Consider the following 17,394-nt stretch of genomic DNA (forward strand, 5'->3'; position numbering starts at 1 on the left):
GCGAATACGCTGATGTGTCATGCCCCGTATCAGCAAGGTCCTCATCGCGAACCGCGGCGAGATCGCCGTCCGCATCATCCGTGCGGCCCGCGATGCTGGCAAGGCCTCGGTCGCGGTCTACGCCGACCAGGACCGTGACGCGCTCCACGCCCGCCTCGCCGACGAGGCCTACGCGCTGAACGGCACCACGAGTGCCGACACGTACCTGGTCATCGACAAGATCATGTCCGTCGCCCGACGGTCCGGCGCCGACGCCGTGCACCCGGGCTACGGCTTCCTCGCCGAGAACGCCGACTTCGCCCGCGCCGTGCTCGACGCCGGGCTGGTCTGGATCGGCCCGTCGCCCGAGTCCATCGAGCGCCTCGGCGACAAGGTCTCCGCGCGCCACGTCGCCGAGAAGGTCGGCGCGCCGCTCGCCCCCGGGACCATCGAGCCCGTGCAGGACGTCTCCGAGGTCGTCGCGTTCGCCGACGAGGTCGGGCTGCCCGTCGCGATCAAGGCCGCGTTCGGCGGCGGCGGTCGTGGGCTCAAGGTCGCGCGGGACCGTGCGTCCATCCCCGAGCTGTTCGAGTCCGCCACGCGCGAGGCCATCGCCGCCTTCGGTCGCGGCGAGTGCTTCGTCGAGAAGTACCTCGACAAGCCGCGGCACGTCGAGACCCAGTGCCTGGCCGACGCGCACGGCAACGTCGTCGTCGTGTCCACGCGCGACTGCTCGCTGCAGCGTCGGCACCAGAAGCTCGTCGAGGAGGCCCCCGCGCCGTACCTCACCGAGGCACAGCAGGAGCTGCTCTACAGCTCCTCGAAGGCGATCCTCCGCGAGGTCGGCTACGTCGGCGCCGGCACCTGCGAGTTCCTCATCGGGGCCGACGGCACCGTGTCGTTCCTCGAGGTCAACACCCGCCTGCAGGTCGAGCACTGCGTGTCCGAGGAGGTCACCGGCATCGACCTGGTCCGCGAGCAGTTCCGCATCGCCGAGGGCGGCGTGCTCGACTACGCCGACCCGACGCCGCGCGGACACTCGTTCGAGTTCCGCATCAACGGCGAGGACGCCGGCCGCAACTTCTTCCCCGCACCCGGCCCCGTGCACGTGTTCAACGCGCCGTCCGGCCCCGGTGTCCGCGTCGACTCGGGCGTCGTGTCCGGCGACGTCGTCTCCGGGTCGTTCGACTCCATGCTCGCGAAGCTCATCGTCACCGGCGCCACCCGCACCGAGGCCCTGGAGCGCGCACGTCGGGCACTCGCCGAGTTCGAGGTCACCGGGCTGCCCACCGTGCTGCCCTTCCACCGTGCGGTCGTCTCGGACCCGGCGTTCGCGACGGCTGACGACGAGCCGTTCAGCATCTACACGCAGTGGATCGAGACCGACTTCGTCAACGACATCCCGCCGTGGAGCGGCTCCCCCGAGGAGCTGCCGACGCCCGGTGACCGCGACACCGTCGTGGTCGAGGTCCAGGGGAAGCGCATCGAGGTCACGATGCCCGCGATCGTCGGTGGCGCCGCCGCGGCTGGCCGTCGTCCGGCCGGTCCGTCCGCTCCCCCTCGTCGTCGCTCCTCGGGTGTGAAGGGCGGGCGCGTCGCGTCGGGGTCGTCCGTGACGTCGCCGATGCAGGCCACCGTGGTGAAGCTCGCGGTCGCCGAGGGTGACACCGTGGTGAAGGGCGACCTGCTCGTCGTGCTCGAGGCCATGAAGATGGAACAGCCCGTGCAGGCCCACAAGGACGGCGTCGTCACGGCGCTCGACGCCCCCGTCGGCCAGACGATCTCGTCCGGCCACGTCCTGCTCGAGCTCGCGTAGGGCGGGCGGGCTCCCTCGCGGCGCCGTCCGGATCGCACTGCACCACGCGACGGACACTGCACCGCGCGATCGTGTGGTGCAGTGTCCGTTTCGCAGTTCAGCGCCAACTCGGGGTCCGATCCACACCGCGGAGCACGGGAAGCCCGGCCCGCCGCAGCGTCGTCGGCGCCATCCCGCCAGGCAGGACGTCGTGCCAGGTGATCCGACCGAGCCCACGGACCTCCGACACACCACGCAGTCGGTCCTCGCGGAGCTTCTCGTCGATGACGACCTGCTCCACCATGCGACCCTTCCGGAGTGCTCGGTCGCGGTACTTGACCATGCCGTCGAACTCCACGACGACTCCGTGGTCCGGGAACCAGTAGTCCACCCGAGCGCGCCAGCCCGGTTCGCCACGGAACTCGTGCTGCAGGACCGGAGCCGGCAGACGAAGGTCGTGCATGACGAGTCGCCCGAGGCTCTCGCCGACCGACTCCGACGCGCCGTCAGCCAGCTCGATCATCCGGCGCGCTCTCGCCGCGTTCCGCTTCGTCGGCCTGACGTCGAGCTCCGCGAGGAGCTCGTCACGCGGCACGCCCCGGGCCAGGACCTCGTCGAGCACCACGAGCGCGTGCCCTCGGTCGAAGCGGAGCGCGATGTCGACGGCGGTGGACACGAGGTCGGTCGTCTCGACGCCGTCCACGGTGCACGTGCTGAGTGCGCGTCCCATCCCCGGCACCTTGTCGCAGAACCGGAGTCGTTGTGCGTGGTCACGGTCTGGAGCGAGCACGGTCGGACGGTCTGGCCACGGCCCGAACCACGGGAGGTCGTGCAGGACAGCAGCTGACGCGTGGGACACGATCAAGCCGGCGCGGCTCCGTGCGAGCACCGCATCGATACGTGCCCGGTGCCGCGTCCGGCCGTCGGCCTGCTCGAACGCCCGGCGATCGACGGAGACGCCGTGCGCGACCCGTATGTGCTGGTCGTCGGACCGGAGACGTCGGAGCGCTCTCGCGGCTGCCGGATCGGGGGCGGAGAAGGTCAGGTCAAGCGATTCCATGCGGACAGGTTCGCGAACACAGGTCGGCCGAGCGGCTCAGAGTGCGGATCAGTGGACGCAGTCCGCCGTGCTGGTCGCTGTGGAGGAGCACGAGCGCGCAGCACCACGAAACGGACGCAGCACCGCGTCTGTACGCGGTGCTGCGTCCGTTTCGTGGTGTGTTGCGAGCAGGACCGCCGCGGCTACGAGACGCGGGGGCGGATCGCTTCGGCGAGGGCCTCGACGAGGGACTGGGCCTCGGCGGAGGTCGCGGCCACGGTGTCGATGTAGACCTTCACCTTGGGCTCGGTCCCGCTCGGGCGCACGATGACCCGGGCGTCGCCGCTGAGGTCGTAGCGCAGGATGTCCGACGGCGGGAAGCCCTGCACGCCGGCGGCGTAGTCCGTCGTCTCGAGGACGTCGAGCGGCCCGAGGGTGGTCGGCGGCGAGGAGCGCAGCGCGGCCATGACCTCCCCGATGCGCGCGAGGTCGTCCACGCGGGTGGCGACCTGCCCGGACGCGAACGCCCCGAACTCGGCGGCGAAGGCATCGAGCTGGTCGGCGATGGTCGACCCGGACGCCGCGAGCTCCGTCGCGAGGTCGAGCAGCGACAGCGCCGCCGAGATGCCGTCCTTGTCGCGGACGACCTGCGGGTCGACGAGGTACCCGAGCGCCTCTTCGTACCCGAACAGCAGGTCGGGCACGCGGGAGACCCACTTGAAGCCCGTCAGGGTGTCCCGGTGCTGCAGGCCGTAGCGCGCCGCGACCCGTGCCAGCGCGGGCGACGACACGATCGACGCCGACAGCGTGCCGGTCTGACCGGCATCGGCCGCCCGTGCAGCGGCACGCCAGCCGAGGAGCCACCCGACCTCGTTGCCGGAGAGCCGGCGGTAGGAGTCGCCGGACGGGATCGCCAGCGCCAGGCGGTCGGCGTCGGGGTCGTTCGCGATGACGAGGTCCGCGCCGACCTCGATACCGCGGGCGATCGCCAGGTCCATCGCACCGGGCTCCTCCGGGTTCGGGAACGCCACCGTGGGGAACGCGCCGTCCGGGTCGATCTGCTCGGGGACGACCGCGGGCTCGGCGAACCCGGCCGCGGCGAACACGGCCTTCGCGGTCTGCCACCCGACGCCGTGCATGGCCGTGTAGACCACGGAGGGCTGCTCGGCGGCCGGGAGTGCCGGTGCGCCGACGGTCGCGGCCGTGGCGGCCACGTAGGCCTCGACGAGGGTGGTGTCCGCGACGGTGTGATCGGTCCCGCGGGGCAGGTCGGTGATCGAGCCCGCAGCGACGGCGTCGATCGCGGCGGCGATCTCGGCGTCGACCGGCGGCACGATCTGGGAGCCGTCGTCCTCGCCGCCCAGGTAGACCTTGTAGCCGTTGTCCCGCGGCGGGTTGTGGCTCGCGGTGACCATGACCCCGGCGCCGACCCCCAGGTGGCGCACGGCGAACGCCAGCACGGGGGTGGGCAGGGCGCTCGGCAGCAGGGTGACGTCGAGCCCGAGGCCGCGCATGACCTCGGCCGAGTCACGGGCGAAGACGTCCGAGTTGACGCGGCCGTCGTAGCCGATCACGACGCTGCGCTGCCGACCGGTCTCGATGAGGAACCGGGCGAGCCCGGCGGCCGCCTGCGTGACGACCACGCGGTTCATCCGCAGCGGTCCCCACCCGAGCTCGGCGCGGAGCCCGGCGGTGCCGAACTGCAGCCGTCCGTCGAAGCGTTCGTCGAGCTGCGCGAGCGCGGTGGCGTCCCCGCTCTCGGCGGCCGTGACGGCGGCGTGCAGCTCGTCGTGGGTCTCCGGGTCGGGGTCCTGCACCAGCCAAGCACGCGCGACGTCGAGCGTCCCAGTGGAGTGGCTCACAGCGCCGCCACCACCCGGGCGAGCAGGTCCGCGATCACGGGCTCGGCGATGCGGCCGGCCTCGAGCACCTCGGCGTGGGACAGCGGCGTCGTCTGGATGCCGGCGGCCAGGTTCGTGATGAGGGAGAACCCGAGGACCTCCATGCCCGCCTGTCGGGCCGCGATGGCCTCGAGCGCGGTGGACATGCCGACGATGTGCCCGCCGATCGCCTTGGCCATCTGGACCTCGGCCGGGGTCTCGTAGTGCGGGCCGCGGAACTGCGTGTAGACGCCCTCGTCGAGGGACGGGTCCACCTGCTTGGCGATCGCCCGGAGCCGTGCCGAGTACAGGTCCGTCAGGTCGATGAAGGTGGCGCCCTCGAGCGGGCTGTCCGCCGTCAGGTTGATGTGGTCGCTGATGAGCACGGGGGTGCCGGGCGTCCAGGACTCCTTGATGCCGCCGGCGCCGTTCGTGAGCACCATCGTCGTGGCACCGGTCGCCGCGGCGGTCCGCACGCTGTGCACGACCCGACGCACGCCGTGGCCCTCGTAGTAGTGCGTGCGCGCACCGATCACCAGGGCGTGCCGACCGTCCGCGAGGCGGATCGAGCGCACCGTGCCGGAGTGTCCGGGGACCGCCGACGCGCTGAACCCGGGGACGTCCGACGCCGGGATCTCGGAGACGGTCTCGCCGATGAGGTCGGCGGCCTTGCCCCACCCGGACCCGAGCGTCAGGGCGACGTCGTGGCGGTCGATGCCGGACTGCTCGGCGATCACCGCCGCAGCGTCACGGGCGACGTCGAACGGGTCGACGGAGGGGTCGTTGAGCGGGTTCGTGCTGGCCATGGAGCAATGCTACGGGGCCGGTGACTCCCCCAGGGACCTCTCCACGGCCGCCGTGATCTCGCTCTGGTCGAAGTGGTTCCTGATCACGATGACCTCGGCGTAGGTGGTCCCGATGGCCTCGACGAACTCCTGCGACGTGAGGATCACGTTGGCGTCGTCGGAGACCTCGCGGACGGACGCGACGTCGGCCGCGACGACCTCGGCCGGCAGCCCGAGCGTCGCCAGCGCCTTCTCGGCGTTCACCTTGAGGATGGCGCTCGAGCCGATCCCCGCGCCGCAGATGGTCACGATCTTCACGCCGACACTCCCATGATCTCCCGGACCTCGTCCGGTGTCCTCGCCGCGGCCAGACGCGAGGTCACCGTGGCGTCGTTGAACAGGTTCGCGATCGCACCGATCGACTCGAGGTGCGTCCCCACGCCCGCCACCGCGAGCCCGAGGACGACGTCGACGGGGTCGTTGTGCGGGTGCCCGAAGGCCACCGGCTGCGCGAGCGTCACCACGGACAAGCCGTCGCGGAGCACGGAGTCGCCCGGACGGGCGTGGGCGAACGCCAGGCCCGGCGAGATCACGATGTACGGGCCGTGTTCCTCGACCATGGCGACCATGGCGTCCGTGTAGGCGTCGGTGGTCGCGCCGGACCGCACGAGGGCGCCGCCGGCCAGCCGGAGCGCATCGCGCCACGAGGGCGCGGACGCCCCGAGCACGACGGCGTCGTCGGACAGCGACGGCAGGCCCATCGCGATCAGGCCTCCGCGTACCCGGCGGTGATGAGGGCGATGATCTCCTCGCGGTCCTCCAGCGGGAGGAACGAGCCGAGCGCCGCGTTGATCTGGAACGCGGCGAGGTCGTCGAGGTCGTAGCCGAAGGTGCCGGCCAGGAGCGCGAGCTCCTTCGTCAGCGTCGTGTTGCTCATCAGGCGGTTATCGGTGTTCACCGTGACGCGGAACCCGAGCTGGTAGAGCACGTCGAACGGGTGGTCGGCGAGGTCGTCGCCCCACGCCGCGATGGCCCCGGTCTGCAGGTTCGAGGACGGCGAGAGCTCGAGCGGGATCTCACGGTCGCGCACCCAGGACGCGATCTCACCGAGCGAGGCGAGCGTGGAGCCGTCGCCGCCGTCGGAGAGCTGGACGTCCTCGAACACTCGCACGCCGTGGCCGAGGCGGAGCGCACGACCATCGACGAGCGCCGAACGGATCGACGCGAGCCCGTCGGCCTCGCCCGCGTGCACGGTGACGGGGAAGAGCTCGGAAGCCAGGTAGTCGAACGCCGCGCGGTGGTTCGACGCGGGGAAGCCCGCCTCGGCACCGGCGATGTCGAACCCGACGACGCCGTGGTCGCGGTGCCGGACGGCCAGCTCGGCGATCTCGAGGGACCGGTCCGCGTGGCGCATCGCCGTGACGAGCTGGCCGACGCGGATCGCTCCGCCGGCGGCGTCGACCGCTTCCTCGATGCCGTCCTGCACGGCCTCGACCGTCTCGTCGAGCGTCAACCCGCCCTGCAGGTGCTGCTCAGGCGCCCAGCGGACCTCGCCGTAGACGACGCCGTCGGCGATGAGGTCCTCGACGAAGTCACGCGCGACGCGGGTCAGGCCCTGCGCGGTCTGCATCACGCTCGTGGTGACGTCGAACGTCTTGAGGTACTCGACGAGCGAACCGGAGTCGGCCTGGTCGGCGAACCACTGACCGAGCTCGACCGGGTCGGTGGTCGGGAGCGTGACGCCCGCCGAGTCGGCGAGCTCGATGATCGTGGTGGGGCCGAGTCCGCCGTCGAGGTGGTCGTGCAGCGAGACCTTCGGCAGGTCGTTGATCACGGCACCCGCGTCGGGCAGTCGGTACGTGGGGGCGTCGTCGGCGCTCATGCGTCCAGGCTAGCCCTGGATGCGCTCCCGCACGATCGGCCCACGCGGCTCGGCCGTCGCACCGATCGACCACGCGCCCTCGAGCGACTCCAGCGCCCGCTCGAACCGCGACGGCTCGTCGGTGTGCAGGGTCCAGAGCGGCTGCCCCTCGGTCACGGTGTCGCCGGGCTTTGCGTGCAGCTCGATGCCGGCGCCGGCCTGCACCGGGTCCTGGGCGCGCGCACGACCCGCACCGAGCCTCCAGGCCGCGATGCCGAACGGCAGGGCGTCCTGGGTGGCGAGCACCCCGGAGGCGGGCGCCGTGACGACGTGCTGCTCGCGGGCGACCGGCAGCGCCGCGCCGGGGTCGCCGCCCTGCGCCGCGATCATCCGGCGCCAGGTGTCCATGGCTCGGCCGTCGGCCAGCGCCGCAGCGGGGTCGGCGTCCGGCAGCCCGGCGAGCCGGAGCATCTCCGACGCCAGCGACAGCGTCAGCGAGACGACGTCGGCCGGGCCACCGCCCTCGAGCACCGCGATCGACTCCCGGACCTCGAGTGCGTTGCCGATGGTGAGCCCGAGCGGGACCTCCATGTCGGTCAACAGCGCCGAGGTGGCCACGCCGGCGTCGGTGCCGAGGTCGACCATCGTCTGTGCGAGTTCCCGCGAGGCCTCGTACGAGGGCATGAACGCACCCGAGCCGAACTTCACGTCGAGGACGAGCGCGCCCGTGCCCTCGGCGATCTTCTTCGACATGATGCTCGACGCGATGAGCGGGATGCACTCGACGGTGCCCGTGATGTCGCGGAGCGCGTACAGCTTCTTGTCCGCGGGAGCCAGACCGGAGCCCGCGGCGCAGATGACCGCGCCGACGTCGGACAGCACCGACATCATGCGGTCGTTCGAGATCGACGCCTGCCACCCCGGGATCGACTCGAGCTTGTCGAGCGTGCCGCCGGTGTGGCCGAGCCCACGCCCGGACAGCTGGGGCACCGCGACGCCGAACGACGCCACGAGGGGTGCGAGCGGCAGCGTGATCTTGTCGCCGACGCCGCCGGTGGAGTGCTTGTCGACGGTGGTCTTGCCGAGCGAGCCGAACGACATCCGCTCCCCCGACGCGATCATCGCGAGCGTCAGGTCCTTGACCTCGCGGCGGTCCATCCCGTTCAGGAAGACCGCCATCGCGAACGCCGCCATCTGCGGGTCCTCGACGTAGCCGCGCGTGTAGGCGTCGACCAGCCAGTCGATCTCGGCCGTGCTGAGGGTGTCGCCGGAGCGCTTCGTGCGGATGAGGTCGACGGTGTCGAACGGCTCGACGGCCATGTCAGTGCTCCTGCTGGTAGGTGACGAGGGTGCGCGGCCCGAACGCGTCGGGCAGCACCTCGTCGATGGTGCGGATGCCGGAGACGGTCTCGAGCAGCATGCCCTCGGCCGAGTGCTCGAACAGCAGCTGGCGGCAGCGCCCGCACGGCATGAGCGTCGCGCCGTCGCCGTCCACGCAGGTGAACGCGACGAGCTTGCCGCCGCCGGTCATGTGCAGCTGCGACACGAGCGAGCACTCGGCGCAGAGCGTGACCCCGTAGGAGGCGTTCTCGATGTTGCAGCCGGACACGATCCGGCCGTCGTCGGTGAGCGCAGCAGCGCCGACCGGGAACGACGAGTACGGCGCGTAGGCCCGACCCATGGCGGTCGTCGCGGCCTCCCGCAGGGCGGTCCAGTCGACGTCGACGCTCGCGTCGATCACGGTGTCCGGATCGGACGGGAGGCTCGTGGCCGGGTCGGTCCAGGAGGGCTCGCCGGTCGTCGGGTCGGTGGTGACCCCCTGGTCACCCGCAGCGTTCGTGTCGGTCATGTGCCGAGCCTCCTGTTCGGTGGTGGTTCGTGGTGGTGGTTCGTGCTGGTGATGGTGGTCCCCTCCGCGAAACACCGGTGTTGCGTGGACGAGCCGCGGATGTCCGCGGCGCGACCCCGCAACACCGGTGTCTTGCGAGGGGGGGCTAGCTCTTGAAGTAGGGCTTGCCGGCGGCCGCAGGGCCCCGGGACTGGCCGACCAGGCCGGCCACGGCGAAGATCGTGACGACGTAGGGCAGCATCAGCAGGAACTCGCTCGGCACCGGCGAGTTGATCGCCCCGAGGGTGTTCTGCAGGTTGGACGCGAAGCCGAACAGCAGCGCCGCGAGGGTCGCCCGCACCGGGTCCCAGCGCCCGAAGATGACCGCCGCCAGCGCGATGTAGCCGGCGCCGTCGGTCATGTCCTTCGTGAACGGACCGACGGCGTCGAGCGTGAAGTACGCACCGCCGAGGCCCGCGATCGCGCCGGCGAGCGAGACGTTCCAGAACCGCGTGCCGGTGACGTTGATGCCGACGGTGTCCGCCGCTTCCGGGTGCTCGCCGACCGCGCGGAGGCGGAGGCCCCAGCGGGTCTTGAAGAGCGCGAAGGTGACGACGGCGACGGCCACGTAGGCCAGGTAGACGATGACGGTCTGCTCGAAGAAGACCGGACCGATCACCGGGATCTGGTGGAGCACGGGGATCTCGAAGCGCGGGAAGGTCACGCCGACGTTGAGCCGCTGCTCGTCGGGCGAGAGCACCTGCGAGTAGAGGAAGCCGGTCAGGCCGGAGATGAACGCGTTGATGACGACACCGACGATGACCTGGTCGACGAGGTACTTGATGCTGAACGCCGCGAGGACGAACGACACGAGCACACCGGCGACGAGGGCACCGACCAGGCCGACCCACGCGGAGCCGGTGAGCGAGGCGATGAGGGCCGAGGTGAAGGCACCGGCGAGGAACTGGCCCTCGATCGCGATGTTCACGACGCCGACGCGCTCGGAGATGACGCCGCCGAGGGCACCGAACACGAGCGGGACGCTGAGGCCGATCGCCCCGACGAGCAGGCCGGGCAGCGGGATGGTCTTGCCAGCGGCGGCCCAGGTCAGGAACCCGATCACGAACAGCACGGCGAAGACGCTCGTCAACCAGAGCGGCACCGGGCGGGACCGCGAGACCAGGAGGAAGGACGCGACCGTCGCGAGGGCGAGCAGCACGACGACGACGACACCGGTCCCGACGGAGGGCAGGCCGACGTCGGGCAGCTGCACGAAGTCGCCGGCGTTGGCGAGCCGGAACGTCGTCGTGCCGCTCCGGCTGACGACGAGGAACAGGACCACGGCGAGCACGGTGAACACCGCGAACGCGATCGGGGCCTTCCAGCTCCTGGTGGTCTCGACGGCACGGTCGGCGACGGGAGCCGACGGGACCGCGGTGGGGCTGATGGTGCTCACGCGGCGACCGCCTTCCGCTTGCTGGGCTGCTTGGTGCGTCGACGTGCGCCCGGCTGCGGGATCCGGAAGATCGCGCGGACGAGCGGCGGGGCCGCGATGAAGAGGACGATGAGGGCCTGGATGACGTCGACGATGTCGATCGGGATCCCGTTGGCGGCCTGCATGGCGTAGCCGCCGTTCTTCAGCACGCCGAACAGGATCGCCGCCCAGAAGGTGCCCCAGGGCTTGCTGCGGCCGAGGAGCGCGACGGTGATCGCGTCGAAGCCGATGCCGGCGTCGATGCCGGACGTGAAGCCGGTCGTGACCGCGCCCTCCACCTGGTAGGCCCCGGCGATGCCGATGAGCCCACCGGAGATCACCAGCACCCAGATGGTCAGGCGGGGCACGCTCATGCCGGCGACGCGGGCCGCACGCGGGTTCTCGCCGATGGTCCGGAAACGGAAGCCGAGCGAGGACTTGTTGAGCAGCCACCACACGACGACCACCGCGGCGATCGCGACGAGGAAGCCGACGTTGATCCCGAATCGCGGTCCGAAGAGCCCGGGCAGCAGTGCGCTGTCCTTCGTCGCCGGGGAGATCGGGTTCGGGCTGCCACCGGCCTGCAGGAGCCCGGGGGTCCGCAGGGCGAAGGCGAGCAGGTAGAGCGCGACGTAGTTCAGCATGATCGTCAGGACGACCTCGTTGGCACCGGTCCTGGCCTTGACCAGCCCGACGATCCCGGCCCAGACGGCACCGCCGACGATGCCGGCGAGGATCGTGAGCGGGATGTGCACGGCGGCCGGCAGGTCGAAGGAGAACCCGACCCACCCGGCGGTGCCGGCGGCGATGAGGACCTGCCCCTGGCCGCCGATGTTGAACAGGCCCGCGCGGAACGCCACGGCGACGCCGAGCCCGGCGACGACGAGCGGCACGGCGTAGTCCACCGAGCGGGTGATCGGCGCGATGGCGGCCGCTGCCGTCGGGGCGCCGAAGTTGATGACCGAGCCCTGGAACAGTGACGCGTAGGACCCGCCGACGGCCGACCCGACCGCGCGCAGGGTGTCCACGGGCCGGGCGAAGAAGTACCCGGCAGCGGCCTGCACGTCCTTGTCGGTCAGGGCGATGAGGATGCCGCTCGCGACGAGTGCCAGGACCACCGCGAGGACGGTCGTCAGGACCGAACCGTTCACGATGCTCTGCATGGCGTCGCTCCAGCGGCCCTCACGGCGCTCGCTGTCGGTGGCCGAGTCCGTCATCAGGTGCGGGGCGCCGACGCCGACGTCCTGCAACCGGTCGTCGGAGGCGGGGGTGCCGACGGGCGTGCCGTCGGTCGTGCCGTCGATGGGGGTGCTGCTGTCGGACGGCGGCGTGGTGCCCCCGTGCTGCGGCGTGGTGTCGCTCACGCGGCGAGCTCCGTTCCCGCGGGCAGTTCGCCCGCCATCATGAGTCCGAGGACGTCGCGCGGCGTGGTCGCCGGGACGATGCCGACGATCGCACCGCGGTACATCACGGCGATCCGGTCGGCGAGCGCGACGACCTCGTCGAGCTCGGTGGAGACGACGATCACCGGGACGCCGGTGTCGCGCGTCGCGACGATGCGCTTGTGCACGAACTCGATCGAGCCGACGTCGATGCCACGGGTGGGCTGCGCGGCGACGAACAGCCGGAGGTCGCGGCTGAGTTCGCGGGCCAGGACGATCTTCTGCTGGTTGCCGCCGGACAGCCGACCGGCCGCGGTGGTGCGACCAGGGGTGCGGATGTCGAACTCGGCGATCTTCTCGTCGGCGAAGGAGTCGCGCTCCGCGGCCCGGATCGTGCCGGCGCGGACGAACTCGGCGGAGTCGGCGCGGTCGAGCATGAGGTTCTCCGCGATCGTGAACTCGCCGACCAGGCCGTCCTCCTTCCGGTCCTCGGGGACGAACCCGACGCCGGCGTCGAGGATCTGCTTGACGCTGCGCCCGGTGACCTCGCGGCCGTCGAGCACGATGTGGCCGGAGCGGACGGGCTCGAGGCCCATGATCGCCTCGGTGAGCTCGGTCTGGCCGTTGCCCTGCACGCCGGCGATCGCCAGGACCTCGCCACGACGGACGGTGAACGACACGTCGTCGACGAGCACGATGCCGGACGGGTCGGTCACGGTGACGTGCTCGACGACGAGCGCGTCCTCGCCCGCGGCGGCCGGGGTCTTGTCGACGACCAGCGAGACGCTGCGGCCGACCATGAGCGCGGCGAGCTCGCCGTTGGACGCGGTGGGCGAGGCCTCGCCGACGACCTTGCCGAGCCGGATCACGGTGATGCGGTCGGCGACCTCGCGGACCTCGCGGAGCTTGTGGGTGATGAAGACGATGGCGGTGCCGGCTTCGCGGAGCTGGCGCATGATGCCCATCAGCTCGTCGGTCTCCTGCGGAGTGAGGACGGCCGTCGGCTCGTCGAACACCAGCACGGAGGCGTCGCGGGACAGCGCCTTGATGATCTCCACGCGCTGCTGGACGCCGACGGGCAGGTCCTCCACGCGGGCGTCGGGGTCGACGTCGAAGCCGAAGCGGTCGGAGATCTCCCGGACCCGCTTCCGGGCGCCGGCCAGGTCGAGGCGGCCGCCGAAGGCCGTCTCCTCTTGCCCGAGCATCACGTTCTCGGCGACCGTGAACACCGGGACGAGCATGAAGTGCTGGTGCACCATGCCGATGCCCGCGCGCATGGCGTCGCCGGGGCCGTCGAACGCCTGGACGACGTCGTCCAGCAGGATCTCGCCCTCGTCGGCCTGGTACATGCCGTAGAGGACGTTCATCAGCGTCGACTTGCCGGCACCGTTCTCACCGAGCAGGCAGTGGACCTCGCCGGGTTCGACGGTGATGGAGATGTGGTCGTTCGCCACCAGGGGGCCGAACCGCTTCGTGATGTCGCGGAGTTCGAGCTTCATGTCGGGTCTTCACAGTTCCTGTCGCGGGTGGTGCGGAGCGCACGAATGCGGGCGGAGGAGTGATCCCCCGCCCGCACCGGTCGTGCTACTTGACGGTCGCCTTCGTGGCGACCTTGATCGAGCCGTCGATGATGCCGGACTTGATCGTGTCGAGCTCGCCCTGCAGGCCCTTGTCGACCTTCGACTCGTAGTCGTGGAAGGGAGCGATGCCGACGCCGTCGTTCTTCAGCGTGCCGACGTAGGGGGTCTTCGAGAAGTCGCCCTTGGCGGCCTGCTCGACGACGTCCTTCGTCGCGGGCTTCATGCCCTTCTCCACCGAGGTGAAGGCGATGTCCTTGTAGCGGGGGTCCGCCTCGTAGAGGTCGCTGTCCGCGCCGACCAGCACGGAGCCGTTGTCGGCGTCCTTGATGGCCTCTGCGGCGCTCTGGTAGATCGGGCCACCGACGGGGAGGATCACGTCGGCGTCCTGGTCGAGGAGCGACTGCGCGACCGACTTGGCCTGCGTGCCGGCCTCGAAGCCACCGGTGAAGGAGCCCTTCTGGCTGGCCTCGTCCCAGCCGACGACCTTGACGTCCTTCTTCTTCTGGTCGTTGTAGTACTTCACGCCGTCCGCGAAGCCGTCCATGAAGATGGTGACGGTCGGGATCTGCATGCCACCGAAGGTGCCGACGGTGCCGGTCTTCGAGTAGGACGCCGCCGCGTAGCCGGCGAGGAACGCGGCCTGCGAGGTGTCGAACGTGATCGGCTTGACGTTCTTGGCGTCGATCGAGTTGTCGTCGATGATCGCGAAGTTCGTGTCGGGGTTGGCGGCCGCCTGCTTCTTCGTCGCCGCGGCGAGGTTGAAGCCGACGGTGACGACGAGGTTGCAGTTCTGGGTGACGAGCTGCTGGATGTTCGAGTCGTAGACGGTGGCGTCCTTGGACTCCGCCTGCTTGTACTGCGAGCCGAGGTCGGACGCCGCGTCCTTCATGCCCTCGAAGCCGAGCTGGTTGAACGACTTGTCGTCGAAGCCGCCGGCGTCGGAGACCATGCACGGCAGGAAGTCGGACTTCTTCGACGTCGCGGTGCTGGACGGGGCTGCCGAGCAACCGGCGAGCACGGCGACGGTGCCGACGAGCGCGAGACCGCTCATGGCGATCTGACGGGTACGAGATGACACGGGTGGGTTCCTCCGGGGAGCTTGGCCCGGTCACTGCGCACCGGGCGATCGTGGCGACAGTACACGACCGCCTGGCCGGTACAGGACCCCCCGAGACCGCCCTGTGGATCGGTTACGGGATCGCGACCGCGCCGTAACGCGCCCGTAACGCAGGGGCCGTTCCACGGCCCTGGAACAGTGGAGCGCTACAGGACGTCGTCCCGGCCGCTGATCTTCAGTGCGTCCACCACGCCCTTGACGCGCTGGGCGTTCGCGCTCGTGGTGACGAGGAGGGCGTCCGGGGTGTCCACGACGACGATGTCCTCGACGCCGATGAGCGAGATGAGGCGCTGGCTGTGCGACACGACGATGCCGCTGGAGGAGTCCGCGAGGATCCTGGCCCCGTCGCCGAGGACGGCGAGGTGGTTCGCGAGGCCGCCCGACTGCAGCTTGGCGAGCGAGGCGAAGTCCCCGACGTCGTCCCAGTCGAAGTCCCCGGGGACCACTGCGAGACGACCGGCGGCGGCCGCGGGCTCGGCGACCGAGTAGTCGATCGCGATCTTCTTCAGCTCCGGCCACACGGCGTCCACCACGGCACCGCGCGACGAGGTGTCCCACGCTGCGGCGAGCTCCTCGATGCCGGCGAGCAGCTTCGGCTCGTTGCGACCGATCTCCTCGAGCAGCACGTCCGCGCGGGAGATGAACATCCCGGCGTTCCAGAGGTAGTTGCCGTCCTCGAGGTACGCCGAGGCGGTGTCCAGGTCGGGCTTCTCGACGAACGCGGTCACGGCGTGCGCCTGCGGGGCGGACTCGATGCCGAGCGAGGCGCCGACGTGGATGTAGCCGAAGCCGATCGCGGGCTCGGACGGCGTGATGCCGATCGTGGTGACGTACCCGGCGCGGGCCGCGGCCACGGCCTCGGCGACGGAGCGGCGGAAGCCCCTGGCGTCACCGATGACGTGGTCGGCGGCGAAGGAGCCGATGACGACGTCGGGCTCGCGGCGGTGCAGGATCGCCGCGGCGAGCCCGATGGCGGCCGTGGAGTCCTTGGGCTCGCTCTCGAGCACGACGTTGTGGTCCTGCACGCCCGGAAGCTGCGACTCGACCGCGACGCGGTGCGCCCGACCGGTGACCACCATGATCCGGGACTCGCCGGACAGCGGCGCGAGTCGGTCCCAGGTCTGGCGGAGGAGCGAGGTGCCGGACCCGGTCAGGTCGTGCAGGAACTTGGGGGCGTCGGCACGCGAGAGCGGCCAGAGCCGGGAGCCGATGCCACCGGCCGGGATGATCGCGTAGAAGTCGTCGAGAGGGTCTGCCACAGCCACAACCTATCGGTGTTCCCGAGAGGACCCTGGGGGCTTCCCGCACCGATCCCGCATCCGTTCACCACCTCCGCGCCCGCCGTTCACGTCGAGGCCCCCCGCCAGGACACGTGACCCGCGCAGCATCGGAGACGCCATGAACGCACGCAGCGTGGAGCGCGGCACGTCCCAACGGACCGTCGCCGTCGTGACCGAGAGCTTCCTGCCCACCCTCAACGGCGTGACCACCAGCGTCCTGGCGGTCCTCGACCACCTGGAGCGCCGCGGCCACCGCGCGGTCGTGATCGCGCCGGACACCCCGGGACTCGCACAGTTCCGGTCGCGGACGGAGATCGAACGACACCGCTCCTTCGACGTCCACCGGGTCCCGGCAGTGGCCTACCGCCAGTTCCCGGTCGCGCTCCCCCACCCGGTCCTCGACACGATCCTCGCCGCCTCCGGCGCCGACGTCCTGCACGCCGCCAGTCCGTTCCTGCTCGGCGGGCGCGCGATCACGGCGGCCGGGAGGCTCGGCATCCCCTCCGTCGCCGTCTTCCAGACCGACGTGGCCGGGTTCGCCCGCCGCAACGGCCTGACCGCGACGGTCCCGTTGGTGCGGAGGATCCTCGGCCGCATCCACGCCGGGGCGTCGCTGACGCTCGCCCCGTCGAGCGCGACCGCCGCGATGCTCGAGGCCGAGGGGGTGCCGCGCGTCGCGCGGTGGGGTCGCGGCGTCGACACCGCCCTGTTCCACCCGGCCCGGCGCCGGAGTGCACACGTGCGTGCGATGCGACGGCGGATCGCCCCGCACGGCGAGACCATCGTCGGCTACGTGGGGCGGCTGGCACCGGAGAAGGAGGTCGAGCGGCTCGCGGACCTCGGCGGCGTCCCGGGCATCCGGATCGTGGTCGCAGGAGGCGGACCCTCCCGGCAGTTCCTCGAGCGACGGCTCCGCCACCTGGACGTGACGTTCACCGGCCCGCTCCGCGGCGAGGCCCTCGCCGACACGTACGCGGCGCTCGACGTGTTCGTGCACACGGGCCCGGCCGAGACGTTCGGCCAGACCCTGCAGGAGGCCCACGCCGCCGGGCTGCCCGTCGTGGCACCGGCCTCTGGCGGTCCGCTCGACCTCGTCGCGCCGGGGCTGGACGGCGAACTGTACGACCCGGACGACGTGGACGGGCTCCGGGCGGCGGTCCTCGGCCTGCACCTCGACCGGTCCCGCGCCGAGCGGATGGGGTCGGCCGGTCGACTCCGTGTCGAGGGCACGACGTGGGAGGCGGTCGGCGACGAGCTGCTCGCGCACCACCAGACGGCACGGCACATCGGTGTCCCGCCGACCGCCACCAGGGGCGCCAGGGCGGGGTGGAACGAGAAGGTCAGCGGTCGGTCGTAGGATGAGAGGTGTTCCACACGAACACGACGGCAACGGC

The 17,394-nt window shown here is 71.3% G+C and carries 15 protein-coding genes; 2 read left to right on the top strand and 13 right to left on the bottom strand.

Annotated elements, in window-relative coordinates:
• Positions 1-19 precede the first annotated feature (19 nt).
• On the top strand, positions 20-1,795 hold the full coding sequence (locus OXR63_RS06990) for an acetyl/propionyl/methylcrotonyl-CoA carboxylase subunit alpha (protein ID WP_267421295.1): 1,776 nt from the start codon (positions 20-22) through the stop codon (positions 1,793-1,795).
• Positions 1,796-1,892: 97 nt separating this feature from the next.
• Here OXR63_RS06990 and OXR63_RS06995 read toward each other — a convergent pair whose 3' ends face one another.
• The 13 genes from OXR63_RS06995 to OXR63_RS07055 form a co-directional block, all read right to left on the bottom strand.
• On the bottom strand, positions 1,893-2,504 hold the full coding sequence (locus tag OXR63_RS06995) for a hypothetical protein (protein WP_267421296.1): 612 nt from the start codon (positions 2,502-2,504) through the stop codon (positions 1,893-1,895).
• Positions 2,505-3,016: 512 nt separating this feature from the next.
• Positions 3,017-4,675 carry a phospho-sugar mutase gene (locus tag OXR63_RS07000; RefSeq protein WP_267421298.1) on the bottom strand — a complete coding sequence of 553 codons (1,659 nt, stop codon included), beginning with the start codon at positions 4,673-4,675 and terminating at the stop codon, positions 3,017-3,019.
• Positions 4,672-5,499, bottom strand: a complete 828-nt coding sequence (locus OXR63_RS07005; RefSeq protein WP_267421300.1) for a purine-nucleoside phosphorylase — start codon at positions 5,497-5,499, stop codon at positions 4,672-4,674. Before OXR63_RS07005 ends, OXR63_RS07000 begins: the two co-directional genes overlap by 4 nt.
• Positions 5,500-5,508: 9 nt before the next feature.
• A complete protein-coding gene (locus OXR63_RS07010; protein ID WP_267421301.1) occupies positions 5,509-5,796 on the bottom strand; it encodes a PTS sugar transporter subunit IIB in 288 nt (95 codons plus the stop codon).
• Positions 5,793-6,239 (bottom strand): PTS sugar transporter subunit IIA, encoded by a 447-nt coding sequence (locus tag OXR63_RS07015; RefSeq protein ID WP_267421303.1) that lies wholly within the window; start codon positions 6,237-6,239, stop codon positions 5,793-5,795. Before OXR63_RS07015 ends, OXR63_RS07010 begins: the two co-directional genes overlap by 4 nt.
• A 5-nt stretch (positions 6,240-6,244) precedes the next feature.
• Positions 6,245-7,360, bottom strand: coding sequence for an adenosine deaminase (locus OXR63_RS07020; protein WP_267421305.1), 1,116 nt, complete (start codon positions 7,358-7,360; stop codon positions 6,245-6,247).
• A gap of 9 nt (positions 7,361-7,369) precedes the next feature.
• The gene (locus OXR63_RS07025; protein ID WP_267421307.1) at positions 7,370-8,659 is read right to left on the bottom strand and encodes a thymidine phosphorylase; all 1,290 of its coding nucleotides are present in this window, start codon (positions 8,657-8,659) and stop codon (positions 7,370-7,372) included.
• Position 8,660: 1 nt separating this feature from the next.
• Entirely contained in the window at positions 8,661-9,188 is a 528-nt protein-coding gene (locus OXR63_RS07030; protein ID WP_267421308.1) for a cytidine deaminase, read from the bottom strand.
• Between the two features lie 145 nt (positions 9,189-9,333).
• Entirely contained in the window at positions 9,334-10,623 is a 1,290-nt protein-coding gene (locus tag OXR63_RS07035) for an ABC transporter permease (protein WP_267421309.1), read from the bottom strand.
• The gene (locus OXR63_RS07040) at positions 10,620-12,005 is read right to left on the bottom strand and encodes an ABC transporter permease (RefSeq protein ID WP_374116082.1); all 1,386 of its coding nucleotides are present in this window, start codon (positions 12,003-12,005) and stop codon (positions 10,620-10,622) included. Before OXR63_RS07040 ends, OXR63_RS07035 begins: the two co-directional genes overlap by 4 nt.
• Complete coding sequence (locus OXR63_RS07045) at positions 12,002-13,522, bottom strand: ABC transporter ATP-binding protein (RefSeq protein ID WP_267421311.1); 1,521 nt, start codon at positions 13,520-13,522, stop codon at positions 12,002-12,004. Before OXR63_RS07045 ends, OXR63_RS07040 begins: the two co-directional genes overlap by 4 nt.
• Positions 13,523-13,607: 85 nt before the next feature.
• The gene (locus OXR63_RS07050; RefSeq protein ID WP_267421312.1) at positions 13,608-14,681 is read right to left on the bottom strand and encodes a BMP family lipoprotein; all 1,074 of its coding nucleotides are present in this window, start codon (positions 14,679-14,681) and stop codon (positions 13,608-13,610) included.
• A gap of 185 nt (positions 14,682-14,866) precedes the next feature.
• Positions 14,867-15,979 (bottom strand): mannose-1-phosphate guanylyltransferase, encoded by a 1,113-nt coding sequence (locus tag OXR63_RS07055; protein ID WP_267421314.1) that lies wholly within the window; start codon positions 15,977-15,979, stop codon positions 14,867-14,869.
• 139 nt (positions 15,980-16,118) lie between these two features.
• Between OXR63_RS07055 and OXR63_RS07060 the strand changes: the two genes are divergently transcribed.
• Positions 16,119-17,357, top strand: coding sequence for a glycosyltransferase family 4 protein (locus OXR63_RS07060; protein ID WP_267421316.1), 1,239 nt, complete (start codon positions 16,119-16,121; stop codon positions 17,355-17,357).
• Positions 17,358-17,394: the final 37 nt, after the last annotated feature.

The sequence above is a fragment of the Curtobacterium sp. GC_Cur_3 genome, assembly GCF_026544205.1.
Lineage (GTDB): Bacteria > Actinomycetota > Actinomycetes > Actinomycetales > Microbacteriaceae > Curtobacterium.

Bases quoted from the DNA above. Each gene is read 5' to 3' on its own strand.
- OXR63_RS06990 (WP_267421295.1), top strand. From the start codon at position 20: ATGCCCCGTATCAGCAAGGTCCTCATCGCGAACCGCGGCGAGATCGCC.
- OXR63_RS06995 (WP_267421296.1), bottom strand. From the start codon at position 2,504: ATGGGACGCGCACTCAGCACGTGCACCGTGGACGGCGTCGAGACGACC.
- OXR63_RS07005 (WP_267421300.1), bottom strand. From the start codon at position 5,499: ATGGCCAGCACGAACCCGCTCAACGACCCCTCCGTCGACCCGTTCGAC.
- OXR63_RS07015 (WP_267421303.1), bottom strand. From the start codon at position 6,239: ATGGGCCTGCCGTCGCTGTCCGACGACGCCGTCGTGCTCGGGGCGTCC.
- OXR63_RS07020 (WP_267421305.1), bottom strand. From the start codon at position 7,360: ATGAGCGCCGACGACGCCCCCACGTACCGACTGCCCGACGCGGGTGCC.
- OXR63_RS07025 (WP_267421307.1), bottom strand. From the start codon at position 8,659: ATGGCCGTCGAGCCGTTCGACACCGTCGACCTCATCCGCACGAAGCGC.
- OXR63_RS07030 (WP_267421308.1), bottom strand. From the start codon at position 9,188: ATGACCGACACGAACGCTGCGGGTGACCAGGGGGTCACCACCGACCCG.
- OXR63_RS07045 (WP_267421311.1), bottom strand. From the start codon at position 13,522: ATGAAGCTCGAACTCCGCGACATCACGAAGCGGTTCGGCCCCCTGGTG.
- OXR63_RS07060 (WP_267421316.1), top strand. From the start codon at position 16,119: ATGAACGCACGCAGCGTGGAGCGCGGCACGTCCCAACGGACCGTCGCC.